Raw genomic sequence first — 17,400 nt, 5'->3', positions numbered from 1 at the left:
GCACAATTGGGTTCGGCGTCGGACGCGCGGATCGGGAGTCGGCCGACGCGCACGGAATGGGGAGGCAGGAACGACGGTGGCGGAACGGAGCACAGCTGCCGTCGACGTGGCAGACAACAGTGGCGATGAGCCGCTGACCGCACAGGCGGACCAGTCCACGGCCGACGGGGTGGCCAACAACCGGGAGCGGGACACGGACAGCGACGAGGCACAGGGGAACCCCACGAGCGAGGAGTCCGGCAAGGCCTCGCCTCCCGAACTGCACAGCGGGCACAAGCTCGCCAGACGCTACCGCCTCGAGGAATGCGTCACCCGTCTGGACGGCTTCAGCAGTTGGCGGGCCGTCGACGAGAAGCTGCGCCGCGCGGTCGGAGTCCACCTACTCCCCGCGGACCACTCGCGCGCCCGGTCGGTGCTGGCCGCGGCACGCTCGTCCGCCCTGCTCGGCGACCCTCGCTTCGTCCAGGTACTGGACGCCGTCGAGGACAACGACCTCGTCTACGTCGTGCACGAGTGGCTCCCCGATGCCACCGAGCTGACCGCTCTCCTCGCCGCCGGGCCACTGGAGGTGTACGACGCCTACCAGATGGTCAGTCAGGTCGCGTCGGCCATGGCGGCCGCGCACCGGGAGGGCCTCGCCCATCTGCGTCTGAGCCCCAACGCGGTGCTGCGCACGTCGACGGGCCAGTGGCGGATCCGCGGGCTGGCCGTCAACGCCGCACTGCGCGGCATCAGTTCCGACACTCCACAGCGCACCGACACCGAGGCCATCGGCGCTCTGCTGTACGCCACGCTCACCCAGCGCTGGCCGTACGAGAGCGACGCGTACGGTCTGGCAGGCCTGCCCAAGGACATCGGCCTGATCCCGCCGGACCAGGTACGTGCCGGTGTCCACCGCGGCCTGTCCGAACTGGCCATGCGGGCGCTCGCCAACGACGGTGCCACCGCTTCCCGGCACGAGTCCCCGTGCACCACGCCGGAGGAACTGGTGAAGGCGATCGCGGAGATGCCGCGCATCCGCCCGCCGGAGCCGGCGTACACCGCACCGCCCCAATACCAGCGCACGGCCTACCAACAGGGTGCGTACGGTCGTCCGGCGCCGCGCCCCGGTGCCACCCAGCCCGTGCCGACGCCGCCGCCCCCGCTGCAGAGCCGCACCGGCAAGGCCCTGAAGTGGGGGGTGTCGGCCCTGCTGATCGCGGCACTGGGACTCGGCAGCTGGCAGCTCGCCGATGCGCTCATGGAACGGGGCGGCAAGGCCGACGACCCGAACCAGACGCAGACGGTCGACGGTGACAACGACAAGGGCTCGAAGCCCCCGGCCTCCGGCAAGGCCGTTCCGATCACCAGTGCCCGGGACTTCGACCCCTTCGGCGACCAGTCCGAGAAGCCCTCCGAGATCGGGAATGTCTACGACGGCAGCAAGTCCACCTACTGGCAGACGGACTACTACCTCAGCTCCGACTTCGGCCGCCTAAAGCCCGGCGTCGGCGTCATCCTGGACCTCGGCAAGGTACAGCAGGTCGGCAAGGTGACCGTCACCTTCGTCGGGAACACTTCCGTCGAGCTGCGCAGTGCGGGCAAGGACACGACGGCGGAGCCGACCTCCTTCGACCAGTACGAGAAGGTCGCCGGGGGCTCGGGCACGACGGTGGAACTCAAGCCCGACAAGGCCGTCCAGAGCCGGTACCTCCTGGTGTGGCTCACCGATCTGCCGGTGCAGTCAGACGGGAACTGGCGCGGCCGGCTGGCCGACATCAAGGTGACCAGCTGACGGCATCTACCGCGGGGAGAGGGGTGTGATGGCGGGCGGCACGAGTCATGACGGAGTGACCGACCAGGAACTGCTCGCCCGCCACGTCGAGGGCGACCCCGATGCCTTCGGTGAGCTCGTGCGCCGTCACCGCGACCGGCTCTGGGCGGTGGCCCTGCGGACGCTGGGGGACCGCGAGGAGGCCGCCGACGCTGTCCAGGACGCACTCGTCTCCGCCTATCGGGCCGCCCACACCTTCCGTGGACAGGCGGCCGTCACCACCTGGCTGCACCGGATCACGGTGAACGCCTGTCTGGACCGTGCCCGCAAGGCCGCCTCGCGGAAGACCGCGCCCGTCGACGACACCGAACGCCTGGAGCAGCTGCTGGAGCCGCACGAGTCGGCCTCCGCTCCTGCGGAGCGCAACGATCTGCACCGCCAGCTGCTGGAGGCCCTGGGCACCCTGCCCGCCGACCAGCGGGCCGCTCTCGTCCTGGTCGACATGCAGGGCTATCCCGTCGCGGAGGCCGCCCGCATCCTCGATGTACCGAATGGCACGATCAAGAGCCGGTGTGCCCGGGGCAGAGCCCGACTCCTGCCGCTGATCGCCCACCTGCGTCCGGACGGCAGCGGAGACGGCAGGAAGCCCGGCCCGGAGCGGAACCGGACGCCGGGGGCATCCGTCCCACCCGCAGCGGGACCGCAGCGTGCGGGTCCGCCGGAAGCAGGGTCGAGTGATTCAGCCGCAGTGAAGGGCGGAGGTGGACGAGCGTGACGTCGTCGACGACAGGCATGACCGGGCACCCGGACGTCGCGGAGATCTCCGACCTCGCCGAAGGCCTCCTCCCGAGCACACGGACCACCCATGTGCGGAGGCACCTGGAAAGCTGCGAGCTCTGCGCGGACGTCTACGCGTCGCTGGAAGAGATCCAGGGACTGCTAGGCACCCTGCCTCCCCCCACGCCCATGCCCGACGACGTGTCCGCCCGTATCGACGCCGCCCTGGCGAACGAGCCCCTGCCGGGGAGCGGAGACCGCCCGCGTGTTTCACGTGAAACATCGGCACCGGCCGACCGGCCCGCCGGACACGCCCGAACCCCCTCCACCGGTCCCGGCCGCAAGGACCGCCGCCGAAGCGGTCGGCGAAGGATCGCCGTACTCGGCGCCGTGGCCGCCGCTGCCGCGATCGGGCTCGGCTCGGTCATCGTGTCCTCCCTCACCGGAGAGAGCCCCTCCCACGACACCGCCCACGGGCAGCAGACCGCGCTCCCGGACACCTTCGCCGAGGGCCGGCTCCAGGACAAGGTCACCGGTCTCCTCGCGGACGGGAGCGCCGAGAGTGGCGGATCACGTACGCCGCGCAGTCTCGGCATGGAGTCCGAGAACGGTGGCGAGACCGCCGAGAACCATGTCTTCAAGCAACCGACCGTCCCCGAGTGCATCCGTAAGGGGATCGGCCGCGACGATGCTGTGATCGCCACGGAGCCCGGCGTCTACAAGGGCAGGGAAGCCTTGCTGGTGGTACTGCCCGACGCCACCAATGACACCCGGGTCACCGCCTACATCGTCGAAACGGCGTGCGTGGATCAGCCCGCGGTGGGCAAGGCCAAGATCCTTCTCAAGCACTCCTACGCGCGTTCGTAGCGGTCCTTCCTTCCCCTCACCAGGCGACGGGACCCTGCCGCCGTGTGCCCGGGCACAGCGGGAATGCGCGCCCCGTAGGATCCGTTAGGTGGGGTGAGAGTTCCGAGTGCAGCTCCACCCGGCCCTGAAGACGCAGTCCAGAGACGAGGAATGAAGCCGTGAGCGACGTCCGAAACGTGATCATCATCGGCTCCGGGCCCGCCGGCTACACGGCGGCGCTCTACACCGCGCGAGCGTCCCTGAAGCCGCTGGTGTTCGAGGGTGCCGTCACCGCGGGCGGAGCGCTGATGAACACCACCGAGGTGGAGAACTTCCCCGGCTTCCAGGACGGCATCATGGGCCCCGAGCTCATGGACAACATGCGGGCCCAGGCGGAGCGCTTCGGGGCCGAGCTGATCCCCGACGACGTCGTGGCCGTCGACCTCAGCGGTGAGATCAAGACCGTCACCGACACCGCGGGAACGGTCCACCAGGCCAAGGCCGTCATCGTCACCACCGGCTCCCAGCACCGCAAGCTCGGCCTGCCGAACGAGGACGCGCTGTCCGGTCGCGGTGTCTCCTGGTGCGCGACCTGTGACGGCTTCTTCTTCAAGGACCAGGACATCGCCGTGATCGGCGGCGGGGACACCGCGATGGAGGAGGCCACCTTCCTCTCCCGCTTCGCGAAGTCCGTGACGATCGTCCACCGCCGGGACACCCTGCGCGCCTCCAAGGCTATGCAGGAGCGTGCCTTCGCCGACCCCAAGATCACATTCGTCTGGGACAGCGAGGTCGCCGAGGTCCAGGGCGACCAGAAGCTGGCGGGCCTGAAGCTGCGCAACGTCAAGACCGGCGAACTCTCCGATCTGCCGGTGACCGGCCTGTTCATCGCGATCGGCCACGACCCGCGCACCGAGCTCTTCAAGGGCCAGCTCGACCTGGACCCGGAGGGCTACCTGAAGGTCGACGCGCCCTCGACCCGCACCAACCTGACAGGTGTGTTCGGGGCCGGTGACGTGGTCGACCACACCTACCGCCAGGCGATCACCGCCGCGGGCACCGGCTGCTCCGCCGCTCTCGACGCCGAGCGCTTCCTCGCCGCTCTCAGCGACGAGGACAAGGCGGAGCCCGAGAAGACCGCCGTCTGACCACCCCATCCCTCGCACCAACGAGTTAGGAGCCCGCCGTGGCCGGCACCCTTAAGCATGTGACCGATGACTCCTTCGAGCAGGACGTCCTCAAGAACGACAAGCCCGTCCTGGTGGACTTCTGGGCCGCCTGGTGCGGTCCGTGCCGCCAGATCGCGCCGTCCCTCGAGGCCATCGCCGCCGAGTACGGTGACAAGATCGAGATCGTCAAGCTGAACATCGACGAGAACCCGGGTACGGCCGCCAAGTACGGCGTCATGTCCATCCCGACCCTGAACGTCTACCAGGGTGGCGAGGTCGCCAAGACCATCGTCGGTGCGAAGCCCAAGGCCGCGATCGTCCGCGACCTCGAGGACTTCATCGCCGACTGACGAACGTCAACTGACGATCGTCGACTGATGATCTCGACCGACGTTTCACGTGAAACACGAATGGGCCGACCCGAACGGGTCGGCCCATTTGGTGTACAGCGGTCTCCGGTGCGTCACTACAGCGGACGCAACGCCGGTTCCTTCTGCACGGCGCCGAGCAGGCGGTCCAGTGCCATCTCCACGTCTTCCTTCCAGGACAGCGTGGAGCGAAGATCCAGCCGCAGCCGCGGGTGCCGGGGATGTGGTCGGACCGTCTTGAAGCCCACCGCCAGGAGATGCTCCGCCGGCAGGACGCATGCGGGCTCCTTCCAGCGGGCATCCCCGAACGCCTCGATGGCCTTGAAGCCACGACGCAGGAGATCCTTGGCAACCGTCTGGACCATCACCCGGCCCAGTCCCTGGCCCTGGTACCCCGGCATCACGAACGCGGTCATCAACTGAACCGCGTCGGAGGAGACCGGACTGGTGGGGAAAGCCGCTGAGCGCGGTACATACGCGGGCGGTGCGTAGAGAACGAAGCCCACCGGCACGTCATCGACGTAGACCACCCGGCCGCAGGATCCCCAGTCCAGCAGTACGGCGGAGATCCAGGACTCCTTCTCCAGGGCCGGCGTGCCGGCCTCTACCGCGGCCTTGCCGCTGACGGGGTCCAGTTCCCAGAAGACGCACGAGCGACAGCGCTGGGGAAGGTCCTGAAGGTTGTCCAGCGTGAGCGGTACGAGCCGGCGCCCCATGAAGGCTGTTCCTCGCTTCCTTCCCCTGCCGCGTCGCGGGCGGCTGTCAGAGCGCTCCGTTCCCTGAGCAAGCTGCCGATGAACCCACCGACCGCGCCCAGCCCCAAGCCCGCGCTCACCCATTCGGTGCGGCTCATCGTTCGCATGGCCCCTGCCTTCCTCCCAGAGGTACCGCCAGGTGACTACGCCCTCCCGCTCGCATCGTATCCACGATGCGGTGGACCCGACACCGACGCAGAGCAAAGGGCGGACCGTGTTCCGGTATGCACCGGCCGCGGCCCGCCCTCAAGACAGCCGATCAGGACTCGATGTCCCCGTCCCCGTCCTCGTCCTCGTCCTCCAGGAGGCCCTTCTGCAGTACGGGGCCTTCACCGGGAGCGAGACTGCCGAGGATCCGCTCAAGGTCGTCCATGGAGGCGAACTCCACGGTGATCTTGCCCTTCTTCTGTCCCAGGTCGACCTTCACCCGCGTCTCGAAGCGGTCCGAGAGCCGCGTCGCGAGGTCCGACAGCGCTGGGGAGACCAGAGAGCCGGCCCGGGGGCCCTTGGCTCGTTGGGGCTTCTGCGGCCGTGAACCCATCAGGGTCACGATCTCCTCGACCGATCGCACCGAGAGCCCTTCGGCCACGATGCGATGTGCCAGTCGATCCTGCTCCTCCGGATCGTCGACGGACAGCAAGGCTCGCGCGTGCCCCGCGGAGAGCACCCCTGCGGCCACCCGGTTCTGCACCTTGGGAGAGAGCTTCAGCAGACGCAGCGTGTTGGACACCTGCGGGCGGGAACGGCCGATGCGGTCCGCCAGCTGGTCATGCGTGCAGTTGAAGTCCTTCAGCAGCTGGTCGTAGGCGAAGGCCTCCTCCAGCGGATTCAGCTGAGCGCGGTGCAGGTTCTCCAGGAGCGCGTCCAGGAGGAGCTTCTCGTCCTCCGTCGCCCGCACGATCGCCGGGATGGCATCCAGCTCCAGCTCCCGGCAAGCGCGGAATCGGCGCTCACCCATGATCAACTCGTAGCGCCCCGGCTCCGTCGGCCGAACGACGACCGGCTGGAGGAGACCAACCTCTCGGATGGAGGTGACGAGCTCGGCCAGCGCGTCGTCGTCGAAGTCCTTGCGCGGCTGCTTCGGGTTCGGGGTGATGGCGTCGAGAGGAACCTCGGCGAAGTGCGCCCCCAGGGGCGGCCGGAGCCCTTCCATGCCCTGGGGTGCCGTCGACTCTTCCGTTTCACGTGAAACATGCGGCAGCGTGGCCACCCTTGCCGCGGCCACCCCACGCTCGTTCGGCAGCAGAGGCATCGCCCCCGGGGCCGTGCCAGCCGCACTTCCCAAGGCCGCCGAGGCAACCGACTTCTCGGTCGGGGCATTGGGGATCAGTGCACCGAGGCCACGGCCCAACCCCCTCCGTCGCTCACTCACTGGGTCCCCTCCACCATGCTCGGATCGTTCTGAGCGCCGAGGTGAGCGTGGGTCGCGTCATAGGCGACGCCCACACCCCTCAGCGCGATCTCACGGGCCGCCTCCAGATAGGAGAGGGCTCCGCTTGATCCTGGATCGTAGGTCAGTACCGTCTGCCCGTAGCTCGGGGCCTCGGAGATACGGACCGAGCGGGGAATGCTCGTCCGCAACACCTCCTCACCGAAGTGGCTGCGCACCTCGTCCGCGACCTGCGACGCGAGCCGCGTACGGCCGTCGTACATGGTGAGGAGGATCGTCGACACATGCAGCGTGGGGTTGAGATGGCCCCTGACCAGGTCGACGTTGCGCAGTAGCTGCCCCAGTCCTTCCAGGGCGTAGTACTCGCACTGGATCGGAATCAGCACCTCCTGGCCCGCGACGAGAGCGTTGACGGTCAGCAGACCGAGGGAGGGCGGGCAGTCGATGAGGATGTAGTCCAGCGGCTGCTCGTACGCCGTGATCGCTCGCTGGAGCCGGCTCTCGCGTGCGACCAGAGAGACCAGTTCGATCTCCGCACCGGCGAGATCGATCGTGGCGGGAGCGCAGAACAGACCCTCGACATCAGGGACCGGCTGGACCACTTCAGAGAGCGGTCGGCTCTCGACCAGCACGTCGTAGATGGAGGGGACATCGGCGTGATGGTCGATACCCAGCGCGGTGGAGGCGTTGCCCTGCGGGTCGAGGTCGACGACCAGGACTCTCGCACCGTGCAGGGCGAGTGACGCGGCAAGATTGACGGTCGTCGTCGTCTTGCCCACACCGCCCTTCTGGTTCGCTACGACCATGACCCGGGTCTGCTCGGGTCGCGGCAACCCCTCGCCGGCGCGGCCCAGAGCCTCCACCGCCAGTTGGGCAGCACGACCGATCGGTGTGTCATCCATGGGAGGCGGTGTTTCACGTGAAACATCCGCCCCCATCGACTCGGTACGGGGACCGGGGACCGGATCGGTCATCGGTCCCGCGATATTGGCGTCGGACCGCAAGGATTCACTCTCCTCGACTTCAGGCTCGCTATGAACAGAGCCTCCCATGCCTCCCGGGTCATGAACCAGTGAGGCCTGGTCTTCTGTGGAGAAATCCACCTCTGTGGACAACTCCGTGCCCTCTCCGAGCGACCCGAGAGGCTTCCGGTCGCGGGGATCGGCCGCGGCGCGGCCGCGGCTGATGATGCCGTGCAGCAGTGAGCGACGTTTCACGTGAAACACGATGCACAGCAGCTGATGCCGAACTGCCGCGACACTCCGGCATGCGTGAGCAGGGCAGCTTGTGTGGAGTACGGCGGGCCATCCGAGCGAAGTCGGATGCTATCCGCGGCGCCGACGTGTCCGTCCGGTCCGGGCAGCCTTGGCCCGCTTGGCGGCGAAGCGCACACCACCGGGGCTCTCGCCTACCTCTACTCGCACCACGGTGGACAGGGGATCCACGACACCCTCTCCCACGTGGAGGATGGACGTCTGCTCCGCACCGAGCTTGCTCAGCGCCGCGGTCGCCGCCTTCAGCTCCTCCTCGGCCGTGTCGCCCTTGAGGGCGAGCATCTCCCCGTAGGGGCGCAGCAGAGGAATCCCCCAGGTGGCGAGGCGGTCCAGGGGAGCGACGGCACGGGCCGTCACCACATGCACCGGCGGCAGCTTGCCCATGACCTCCTCGGCCCGGCCCCGCACCACGGTGACATGGTCCAGGCCCAGCAGCTCCACGACCTCGGTCAGGAAGTTCGTGCGTCGCAGCAGCGGCTCAAGGAGGGTGATCTTCAGGTCTTCCCGCACCAGCGCCAGCGGGATTCCGGGCAGGCCGGCTCCCGAGCCGACGTCGCACACGGTCACTCCCTCGGGCACGACCTCCGAGAGCACCGCGCAGTTCAGCAGGTGCCGCTCCCAGAGCCGGGGTACTTCGCGTGGGCCGATCAGACCACGCTTCACCCCCGCCTCGGCAAGCAGTTCCGCGTAGCGGACCGCGTCCGCGTAGCGATCACCGAACACATCACGTGCCTGCTCGGGTACAGGCGGGAGCTCCGCTGCCTCCGACACGGGGACCGTCCTTCCGTACGGCACCGGCGCGCCGGGCGCCGGTACCAGAACCACCAGAACTATCAGGCTGACAAAATTCGGCCCCGCCTGCGCAACAGACGGGGCCGGAGAACGAGAGAACCGATCAGGCGGGGAGCACGACGACGAAGCGCTCCGGCTCCTCACCCTCGGACTCACTGCGCAGTCCCGCGGCCTTGACCGCGTCGTGCACGACCTTGCGCTCAAAGGGCGTCATCGGCTTCAGCCGCACGGACTCGCCGCTGCTCTTGACCTCGGCCGCGGCCTTGGCACCCAGCTCGGACAGCTCGGCGCGCTTGTCGGCCCGGTACCCCGCGATGTCGAGCATCAGCCGGCTGCGGTCACCGGTCTCCCGGTGCACCGCCAGGCGTGTGAGCTCCTGCAGAGCCTCCAGCACCTCACCGTCCCGGCCGACCAGCTTCTCCAGATCCCTGCTCTTGCTGTCGCTGATGATCGAGACGGAGGCACGGTCGGCCTCGACGTCCATGTCGATGTCGCCGTCGAGGTCGGCGATGTCGAGCAGACCCTCCAGGTAGTCCGCGGCGATCTCGCCCTCCTGCTCGAGGCGGGTGAGGGTGTCTGCACCCTCGGCAGCGGCGGAGGTGGTGCCTTCCGTCACGGGATGGACTCCTTCTTACTTCTTCGACGGGGACTTGGGCCGCTGCGGGCCCTTGCGCTGTCCGGACTGGGCCTTGCTGCGACCACCGCCGCCGGACTTCTGAGCCGGCTTCTTGGCACCGGCGGCAGGCTTGGCGTCCTCCTTGTCGGCCGGCTTGGCGTCCTGCGGCTCGTCCGACTTGGTCAGCGACGTCTTCGGCTCGGCCTCGCCGGCGGGCTTGGCCTGGCGCTGGGACTTGCTCTGGCGCTTGGGCTGCTGGCGCTTGGGCTGAGCCGCGGTGGCCACGGTCGAGCCGTCCGCGCTCTGGGCGGCCACGGCGGTGTCGCTCTTCACCACGGTGCCGTCGGCCTGAGCCGCCAGGCCCGCCTTGTTCAAACCGTTGATGAACTTCCGCTCGGCCTCGTTGCGGTCCCGGCCCTTGGCGACAATGGCCTTCACAATGGCCTTCTCGCCCCGGCGACGGGTCTTGCCGTGCTCGGTGACGCTCTTGTGCAGCCGCTCCAGGTAGGAGGCCTGCGCCTTGGAGCCGGGCGTCGGGTTGTTGCGGATGACGTACATCTGCTGGCCCATGGTCCACACGTTCGTGGTCAGCCAGTAGACGAGGACACCGACGGGGAAGTTGACACCGAAGACGGCGAACATGACGGGGAAGACGTACATCAGCATCTTCTGCTGCTGCATGAACGGCGTCTTCACCGTGGTGTCGACGTTCTTCGTCATCAGCTGGCGCTGGGTGAAGAACTGCGAGGCCGACATCAGCACGATCATGATCGCGGTCACGACGCGGACGTCGGTCAGGGAGGCACTGAGGGCAGCGACGTCGCTCTCGCTGCTGAAGAACTTGGAAGCGAGCGGGGCTCCGAAGATGTGCGCCTTCTGCGCGCTCTCCAGCAGGTCCTGGTTGACGGCACCGATGGTGTCGCCGGAGGCGATGCCGTTGAGCACGTGGTACAGGGCGAAGAAGAACGGGGACTGCGCCAGGATGGGAAGGCACGAGGAGAGCGGGTTGGTGCCCGTCTCCTTGTACAGCTTCATCATCTCTTCGGACTGACGCTGCTTGTCGTTCTTGTAGCGCTCCTGGATCTTCTTCATCTCCGGCTGGAGCGTCTGCATCCCGCGCGTCGCCTTGATCTGCTTCACGAAGAGCGGGATCAGGCAGATGCGGATGAGGACCACCAGGGACACGATGGACAGGCCCCAGGCCCATCCGGTGTCAGGTCCGAAGATCGCCCCGTACACCGTGTGGAACTGGACGATGACCCAGGAGACGGGCCAGGTGATAAAGCTGAAGAGGCTGGCAATCGTGTCCACTAATCATGCTCCTTGGGCATGGGGCGAGGTCTCTGCGGCCGGGCTCGAAGGGTCGGACGGGCTCGGGTGAGCAGGCCTTCCTTCGGTGGCCGGTTCGGCGGCGGAGGTCCCGCCCTTGCGTGCCCGCCAGGCGGCACGCAGCATTTCGTGCCACCGCGGGCGCTTGCGCGGCGGAACATGGTCCACGCCGCCCAGCGACCACGGATTGCACCGCAGGATGCGCCAGGCGGTGAGTGCCGTGCCCTTGACGGCTCCGTGCCGGTCGATGGCCGTGTAGCCGTAGTGGGAACACGACGGGTAGTACTTGCACACCGGCCCCAGCAGCGGACTGATCGTCCACTGGTAGAGCTTGATCAGAGCCAGCAGCGGGTACTTCATCGCGCGCCCCCTCCCAGTAGCCGCGCCAGGGCGGCGTCCAGGTCTCGGGCCAGCTGTGCATGGTCGGCGTCACCCGCACCGGGCAGCGCTCGTACGACTACCAGGCTACCGGGGGGCAACAGGTCGATCCGGTCGCGCATCAGATGGCGAAGTCTGCGCTTCACCTTGTTGCGCACGACCGCGACACCCACGGCTTTGCTCACGACGAAACCCGCACGTGTCCGGGGAGCGCTCTCCCCAGGCGCGTGCGGGTCCGTGGCACCGCTTCGAAGGTGGACGACGAGGGCCGGGCGGCCGGCCCGGCGACCTCGTCGTACAGCGGTCGCGAAGTCCTCGCGCCGCCTCAGCCGGTTCTCGGTGGGCAGCACGATGTCATGACCTGACCGGGATCAGGCGGACAGACGGGCGCGACCCTTGCTGCGGCGGGTCGCGAGAATCGCGCGGCCGGCACGGGTACGCATACGCAGCCGGAAACCGTGGGTCTTCGCGCGGCGACGGTTGTTCGGCTGGAAGGTGCGCTTGCTCACTCGGGGGCTCCAGAAAGATTCGGGTGTTGGCGGGGTGCCGTCCTGGCTGTCACCGTGCGCCCACGAGTAGCTCGCGTTACGCCCGAGTGCACCGCTTTTCGATCACCTTGGACGTGACCTGTGCCCATCGGAGGCAGGCGGCAGCAGCCATCGACAACTCGACCTGGTTACGGTACGTGCGACTGCGCCATTCGGTCAAACCAGCGGTGACCGGGAGACACTTGTCCACAGGCTGGGGACAACAACTTGAACCCTACCCGTCGCGCTGACTACCGTGACTGGACTCCGATTCGTTCCCTTATCCCTGCCCCACCCGAGTTTCATCCCGACCCGTCCCCGAATCACACCTTCGAGGGACTCGTGAGAGAGCGTGCCCTGTGGCTGACGTACCTGCCGATCTTGCCGCAGTGTGGCCACGCGTATTGGAGCAACTTCTCGGAGAGGGCCGCGGGCAGGGCGTCGAGTCGAAGGACGAGCACTGGATCCGCCGCTGCCAGCCGCTCGCGCTGGTCGCCGACACCGCCCTGCTCGCCGTACCGAACGAATTTGCGAAGGGCGTACTGGAGGGCCGCCTCGCGCCGGTCGTCAGCGAGACCCTGAGCCGCGAGTGCGGGCGCCCGATCCGCATCGCGATCACCGTCGACGACACCGCGGGCGAACCCGCCGGGCCCGCTCCGCAGGCACCCCAGGCGCCGCCCACCCGTCCCCAGCACCGCTACGAGGAGCCCGAGCTCCCCGCCCCAGGCCAGGGCGGCCGCGAGGAGTACCGCGACCGCGACGAGTACGAGGGGTACGGCCGCAACCGCGCCGACCAGCTCCCCACCGCCCGGCCCGCCTATCCGCAGGAGTACCAGCGCCCGGAGCCCGGCTCCTGGCCCCGCCCCGCGCAGCAGGACGACTACGGCTGGCAGCAGCAGCGCCTCGGCTTCCCGGAACGGGACCCCTACGCGTCCCCGTCGCAGGAGCCGTACGGCCAGGAGCCGCCGCCGTACTCCCACGAGTCCCACACCCCGTACCAGCAGGACTACCGGCCGCAGCCCCCGGAACGCCCGTCGTACGACGCCCAGCGCGGCGACTACGAGCAGGCCCGGGGCGACTACGACAAACCCCGCGACAACTACGACCAGCAGCGGGGCGACTACGAGCAGCGCGGTCCGCGCCGCGACCTGTCCGAGCCCCCGGCGGGATCCGGACACGTCCACCGCGGCGGCCCCGTCGGCCCCGGGCCCGCCACCGGGGCACCCGGACCGCTGGCGGCCCAGCCCGCGCCGGCCACCGGTCCGGGCGAGCCGACCGCGCGCCTGAACCCGAAGTACCTCTTCGACACCTTCGTCATCGGCGCCTCCAACCGCTTCGCCCACGCGGCGGCCGTCGCCGTCGCCGAGGCACCCGCCAAGGCCTACAACCCCCTGTTCATCTATGGGGAGTCGGGACTCGGCAAGACCCACCTCCTGCACGCCATCGGGCACTACGCGCGCAGCCTCTACCCGGGCACGCGCGTGCGCTACGTGAGTTCGGAGGAGTTCACCAACGAGTTCATCAACTCCATCCGCGACGGCAAGGGCGACAGCTTCCGCAAGCGCTACCGCGAGATGGACATCCTGCTCGTCGACGACATCCAGTTCCTCGCGGACAAGGAGTCGACGCAGGAGGAGTTCTTCCACACCTTCAACACCCTGCACAACGCCAACAAGCAGATCGTGCTCTCCAGCGACCGGCCGCCCAAGCAGCTGGTGACGCTGGAGGACCGGCTTCGCAACCGCTTCGAGTGGGGGCTGATCACCGACGTCCAGCCGCCGGAGCTGGAGACGCGCATCGCGATCCTGCGCAAGAAGGCGGTGCAGGAGCAGCTCAACGCCCCGCCGGAGGTACTGGAGTTCATCGCCTCGCGGATCTCGCGCAACATCCGCGAGCTGGAGGGCGCGCTGATCCGGGTGACGGCGTTCGCCTCGCTCAACCGGCAGCCGGTGGACCTGGGCCTCACCGAGATCGTCCTCAAGGACCTGATCCCCGGCGGCGAGGACTCGGCCCCCGAGATCACCTCCACGGCCATCATGGGCGCGACCGCCGACTACTTCGGCCTCACGGTCGAGGACCTGTGCGGCACCTCTCGCGGACGGGCGCTGGTGACGGCCCGGCAGATCGCCATGTACCTGTGCCGTGAGCTGACGGACCTCTCGCTGCCGAAGATCGGCGCGCTGTTCGGCGGCCGGGACCACACCACGGTGATGCACGCCGACCGCAAGATCCGCAATCTGATGGCCGAGCGGCGCTCGATCTACAACCAGGTGACCGAGCTGACCAACCGCATCAAGAACGGCTGACGACCGCCGGAACCGGTCACGAAGGCGCCTCCGGGACCCCCGGGGGCGCCTTTCGCATGCTCCCCGGCCGCCCAGGTGCTCGTACGGCTGTCCTGTCCGCTGTTCGAATCCATGCCGGGTTACGGCCGTCCTCCACAGATTCGGCCAGTTTTTTCCATCCACACCTTGGGGACTGGGAAGTTGTCCCGATCCTGTCCACAGGCCAGGCTGGTGAGGGATCATCAGGGCAGGTCAGATCCCTGTGGATTCGTGGACAAAGGATCTCCACAGGCTGTGGACAAAGAAATGATCCACAGGCTGTGCATTCAGTTGTCCACGGGCAACCCACAGGCTGGAGGGCGTTGTCCCCAGCGATCGCCAGGTTCTCCACATGCCTGTCCACTGTTCGGCAACGTGACGCGCCCTGTCACCGCGTCGAGTGAAAGCCGTCACACCAAGCTGCCTGGGCGGGCTGTGGGAAACCTGCTCAAAGCTGGGGACGGCGCTGGGGAGAAGTCGCCTCTCCCTGTGCACGGTGTGTGCAGAACTTTCTGTTCTCCACAGATACGCCCGGTTGTCCACCGGCTCCGCCCACAGGCCCCGTGGACAAAATTCGTGCTCTGACCTGGGCAAACGAGGTTATCCACGGTATCCACAGGCCCTACTACTACTGACGACTAGAGAGAGAGCGGAATTCGTTTCGAAGCGGGTCCTGTGCACAACTCGGTCTCTCGGGCCCGACCGCGCCTCGTCACGACTTGACCCCGAACGGCACCTACTGTCAGTGGGGTGCGTCAGACTGGTCCCCGGTGTTCTGCCCCTCACAGCGGCGGGCGACACCGATCAGACGACGAAGGCGAAGCAGGGCGAGCAGCGCCGGCAACAGCAGGAGGCGGCAACAGTGAAGATCCGGGTGGAACGCGACGTACTCGCGGAGGCAGTGGCCTGGGCGGCTCGCAGCCTCCCGGCCCGTCCGCCGGCGCCGGTCCTCGCGGGCCTGCTGCTGAAGGCCGAGGAGGGGCAGCTGAGCCTGTCCAGCTTCGACTACGAGGTCTCGGCGCGGGTGTCGGTGGAGGCCGAGATCGAGGAGGAGGGCACGGTCCTCGTCTCCGGCCGTCTGCTCGCCGACATCTCCCGCGCCCTGCCCAACCGGCCGGTGGAGATTTCCACGGACGGTGTACGGGCGACGGTGGTCTGCGGCTCCTCGCGGTTCACCCTCCACACCCTGCCGGTGGAGGAGTATCCGGCGCTGCCGCAGATGCCGGAGGCGACGGGCACGGTCCCCGGCGAGGTCTTCGCCTCGGCCGTGCAGCAGGTGGCGATCGCCGCCGGCCGCGACGACACGCTGCCCGTCCTGACCGGTGTGCGCATCGAGATCGAGGGCGACTCGGTGACGCTGGCCTCCACCGACCGCTACCGCTTCGCGGTCCGCGAGTTCCTGTGGAAGCCGGAGAACCCGGACATCTCCGCGGTCGCCCTGGTGCCCGCCAAGACGCTCCAGGACACCGCCAAGGCGCTGACCAGCGGTGACCAGGTGATCCTGGCGCTGTCCGGTTCGGGCGCGGGCGAGGGCCTGATCGGTTTCGAGGGCGCGGGCCGCCGGACGACGACGCGTCTGCTGGAGGGTGACCTCCCGAAGTACAAGACGCTGTTCCCGACGGAGTTCAACAGCGTCGCCGTGATCGAGACCGCCCCCTTCGTGGAGGCCGTCAAGCGCGTGGCCCTGGTGGCCGAGCGCAACACCCCGGTGCGGCTCAGCTTCGAGCAGGGCGTGCTCATCCTGGAGGCCGGCTCCAGCGACGACGCACAGGCTGTGGAAAGGGTTGACGCCCAGCTGGAGGGCGACGACATCTCGATCGCCTTCAACCCGACCTTCCTGCTGGACGGTCTGAGCGCCATCGACTCCCCGGTCGCCCAGCTGTCCTTCACGACCTCCACGAAGCCGGCGCTGCTCAGCGGCAGGCCCGCGGTGGACGCCGAGGCGGACGAGGCCTACAAGTACCTGATCATGCCGGTGCGGCTGAGCGGCTGAGCGGCTGAGCGGCTGAGCGGCTGAGCAAGCCACCGAACCGTCGGTCGCTGTCCACAGGGTGGGGACGAATGCGCAGGTGGGGGCGTACGTCTGAGCGCGTATGCCCACAGCTGTGCACGGGCGTGCGGGTTTAGGCTCGACGCGGGTACGAAAGTGCCGCGGCACCCATCCGGCGGGTACGGAGGTGCCGCCTTGCCACCTCGCACACCTAAGGAACGCAACTGATGGAGCTCGGTCTCGTCGGCCTCGGCAAGATGGGCGGCAACATGCGCGAGCGGATCCGCCGCGCGGGCCACACCGTCGTCGGATACGACCGCAATCCGGACCTCGCCGACGTCCACAGCCTGGAAGAGCTTGTGGGCAAGCTCAGCGCACCGCGCGTGGTGTGGGTGATGGTCCCGGCCGGCGAGGCCACCCAGGCCACCGTCGACCGGCTCGGCGAGCTGCTGGAACCCGGCGACGTGGTCGTGGACGGCGGCAACTCCCGCTGGACGGACGACGAGAGGCACGCGGAGGAGCTGGCGGCCAAGGGCATAGGCTTCGTCGACTGCGGTGTCTCCGGCGGCGTGTGGGGCCTGGAGAACGGTTACGCGCTGATGTACGGCGGCGACGCCGGGAACGTCGCCAAGGTGCGGCCGGTCTTCGACGCCCTCAAGCCGGAGGGCGACTTCGGCGCCGTGCACGCCGGCAAGGTGGGCGCGGGCCACTTCGCGAAGATGGTCCACAACGGCATCGAGTACGCGATGATGCAGGCCTACGCGGAGGGCTGGGAGCTGCTGGAGAAGGTCGACTCCGTGGAGAACGTGCGCGAGGTCTTCCGGTCCTGGCAGGAGGGCACCGTCATCCGCTCCTGGCTCCTCGACCTGGCGGTCAACGCGCTCGACGACGACGAGCACCTGGACGGGCTCCGGGGTTATGCACAGGACTCCGGTGAGGGACGCTGGACGGTGGAGGCGGCGATCGACAACGCGGTGCCGCTGCCCGCGATCACGGCCTCCCTCTTCGCGCGGTTCGCGTCCCGGCAGGACGACTCGCCGCAGATGAAGATGATCGCGGCGCTGCGCAATCAGTTCGGCGGCCACGCGGTCGAGAAGAAGTAACCGGAACGC

At 68.4% G+C, this 17,400-nt stretch carries 17 protein-coding genes; 8 read left to right on the top strand and 9 right to left on the bottom strand.

From position 1 onward, the window contains the following. Positions 1-76: 76 nt before the first annotated feature. The 5 genes from C4J65_RS16540 (at position 77) to trxA (ending at position 4,895) form a co-directional block, all read left to right on the top strand. Positions 77-1,774, top strand: coding sequence for a protein kinase family protein (locus C4J65_RS16540; RefSeq protein ID WP_115743101.1), 1,698 nt, complete (start codon positions 77-79; stop codon positions 1,772-1,774). 28 nt (positions 1,775-1,802) lie between these two features. Continuing rightward, positions 1,803-2,528, top strand: coding sequence for an RNA polymerase sigma factor SigM (sigM, locus tag C4J65_RS16535; RefSeq protein ID WP_115743100.1), 726 nt, complete (start codon positions 1,803-1,805; stop codon positions 2,526-2,528). Between the two features lie 17 nt (positions 2,529-2,545). Next, the gene (locus tag C4J65_RS16530; RefSeq protein ID WP_115743099.1) at positions 2,546-3,397 is read left to right on the top strand and encodes a hypothetical protein; all 852 of its coding nucleotides are present in this window, start codon (positions 2,546-2,548) and stop codon (positions 3,395-3,397) included. A 158-nt stretch (positions 3,398-3,555) separates the two neighbouring features. Continuing rightward, positions 3,556-4,524 carry a thioredoxin-disulfide reductase gene (gene trxB / locus C4J65_RS16525; protein WP_115743098.1) on the top strand — a complete coding sequence of 323 codons (969 nt, stop codon included), beginning with the start codon at positions 3,556-3,558 and terminating at the stop codon, positions 4,522-4,524. A 38-nt stretch (positions 4,525-4,562) separates the two neighbouring features. Next, positions 4,563-4,895 carry a thioredoxin gene (gene trxA, locus C4J65_RS16520; protein ID WP_003975042.1) on the top strand — a complete coding sequence of 111 codons (333 nt, stop codon included), beginning with the start codon at positions 4,563-4,565 and terminating at the stop codon, positions 4,893-4,895. A 116-nt stretch (positions 4,896-5,011) separates the two neighbouring features. Here trxA and C4J65_RS16515 read toward each other — a convergent pair whose 3' ends face one another. The 9 genes from C4J65_RS16515 to rpmH form a co-directional block, all read right to left on the bottom strand. Further along, positions 5,012-5,629 carry a GNAT family N-acetyltransferase gene (locus tag C4J65_RS16515; protein ID WP_115743097.1) on the bottom strand — a complete coding sequence of 206 codons (618 nt, stop codon included), beginning with the start codon at positions 5,627-5,629 and terminating at the stop codon, positions 5,012-5,014. Positions 5,630-5,927: 298 nt separating this feature from the next. Beyond that, a complete protein-coding gene (locus C4J65_RS16510) occupies positions 5,928-7,040 on the bottom strand; it encodes a ParB/RepB/Spo0J family partition protein (protein ID WP_115743096.1) in 1,113 nt (370 codons plus the stop codon). Beyond that, the gene (locus C4J65_RS16505) at positions 7,037-8,110 is read right to left on the bottom strand and encodes a ParA family protein (protein ID WP_162833589.1); all 1,074 of its coding nucleotides are present in this window, start codon (positions 8,108-8,110) and stop codon (positions 7,037-7,039) included. The genes C4J65_RS16510 and C4J65_RS16505 overlap by 4 nt, the downstream gene beginning before the upstream one ends. Before the next feature lie 273 nt (positions 8,111-8,383). Beyond that, positions 8,384-9,103 carry a 16S rRNA (guanine(527)-N(7))-methyltransferase RsmG gene (rsmG, locus tag C4J65_RS16500; RefSeq protein WP_115743095.1) on the bottom strand — a complete coding sequence of 240 codons (720 nt, stop codon included), beginning with the start codon at positions 9,101-9,103 and terminating at the stop codon, positions 8,384-8,386. Between the two features lie 124 nt (positions 9,104-9,227). Continuing rightward, on the bottom strand, positions 9,228-9,740 hold the full coding sequence (locus C4J65_RS16495) for a R3H domain-containing nucleic acid-binding protein (protein ID WP_115743094.1): 513 nt from the start codon (positions 9,738-9,740) through the stop codon (positions 9,228-9,230). 15 nt (positions 9,741-9,755) lie between these two features. Further along, on the bottom strand, positions 9,756-11,051 hold the full coding sequence (yidC, locus tag C4J65_RS16490; RefSeq protein WP_115743093.1) for a membrane protein insertase YidC: 1,296 nt from the start codon (positions 11,049-11,051) through the stop codon (positions 9,756-9,758). Positions 11,052-11,054: 3 nt separating this feature from the next. After that, entirely contained in the window at positions 11,055-11,429 is a 375-nt protein-coding gene (yidD, locus tag C4J65_RS16485) for a membrane protein insertion efficiency factor YidD (protein ID WP_115743092.1), read from the bottom strand. Further along, positions 11,426-11,797 carry a ribonuclease P protein component gene (gene rnpA, locus C4J65_RS16480; protein WP_042822545.1) on the bottom strand — a complete coding sequence of 124 codons (372 nt, stop codon included), beginning with the start codon at positions 11,795-11,797 and terminating at the stop codon, positions 11,426-11,428. The genes yidD and rnpA overlap by 4 nt, the downstream gene beginning before the upstream one ends. A 21-nt stretch (positions 11,798-11,818) precedes the next feature. Further along, a complete protein-coding gene (gene rpmH, locus C4J65_RS16475) occupies positions 11,819-11,956 on the bottom strand; it encodes a 50S ribosomal protein L34 (protein WP_003975051.1) in 138 nt (45 codons plus the stop codon). Positions 11,957-12,333: 377 nt separating this feature from the next. On the opposite strand from rpmH, the gene dnaA reads away from it, so the two are divergent. The 3 genes from dnaA to gnd all read left to right on the top strand — a co-directional run bounded on the left by dnaA (position 12,334) and on the right by gnd (position 17,391). Next, a complete protein-coding gene (gene dnaA / locus C4J65_RS16470; protein WP_115743091.1) occupies positions 12,334-14,280 on the top strand; it encodes a chromosomal replication initiator protein DnaA in 1,947 nt (648 codons plus the stop codon). A gap of 880 nt (positions 14,281-15,160) precedes the next feature. Then, positions 15,161-16,291 carry a DNA polymerase III subunit beta gene (gene dnaN / locus C4J65_RS16460; RefSeq protein WP_003975054.1) on the top strand — a complete coding sequence of 377 codons (1,131 nt, stop codon included), beginning with the start codon at positions 15,161-15,163 and terminating at the stop codon, positions 16,289-16,291. Between the two features lie 224 nt (positions 16,292-16,515). After that, on the top strand, positions 16,516-17,391 hold the full coding sequence (gene gnd / locus C4J65_RS16455) for a phosphogluconate dehydrogenase (NAD(+)-dependent, decarboxylating) (protein WP_115743090.1): 876 nt from the start codon (positions 16,516-16,518) through the stop codon (positions 17,389-17,391). Positions 17,392-17,400: the final 9 nt, after the last annotated feature.

The organism is Streptomyces sp. CB09001, from assembly GCF_003369795.1.
In the GTDB taxonomy this organism is placed as follows: Bacteria; Actinomycetota; Actinomycetes; order Streptomycetales; family Streptomycetaceae; genus Streptomyces.
Note: the sequence above shows the minus strand (reverse complement) of the source record. Positions and strands in the feature narration are given on the sequence as shown.